This is a genomic window from Bradyrhizobium sp. Kon56, from assembly GCF_055807635.1.
In genome coordinates this window covers 1-259 of the sequence record NZ_JBVVOU010000486.1, presented here as the reverse complement: position 1 = coordinate 259, position 259 = coordinate 1, and the positions used below count along the sequence as shown (strand labels likewise).

The 259-nt window shown below is 52.9% G+C and carries 1 protein-coding gene; it reads right to left on the bottom strand.

The features are described from left to right. Positions 1 to 259: DUF7088 domain-containing protein (locus tag AC0L3B_RS39765; RefSeq protein ID WP_473383363.1), on the bottom strand; the 259-nt coding region annotated here is incomplete at both ends.

Sequence of the window (259 nt, the reverse complement as noted above, 5' to 3'; positions counted from 1 at the left end):
AAGTGGCTGATTTGATACTCGAGCAACGGTTCGTCGTCGGGGTTGAACGCGTCAATGCGTTGCGTGCCCTGGCCGGCACGTGTGCCGATAAGGCCAAGGTACCCGTAGGTGTCATCCAGGCCGAATAAGCTGGCTTTGTAGGCATCTTCTGAAAAAGGAATGGGATCAATAACATGCAAATTGATCATGCCGTCGGCTGCTGTTTCGAATTCCTGGAGCAGGTCTTCTATGCGTTGACCGAAGCGTTTCATGATCCGGC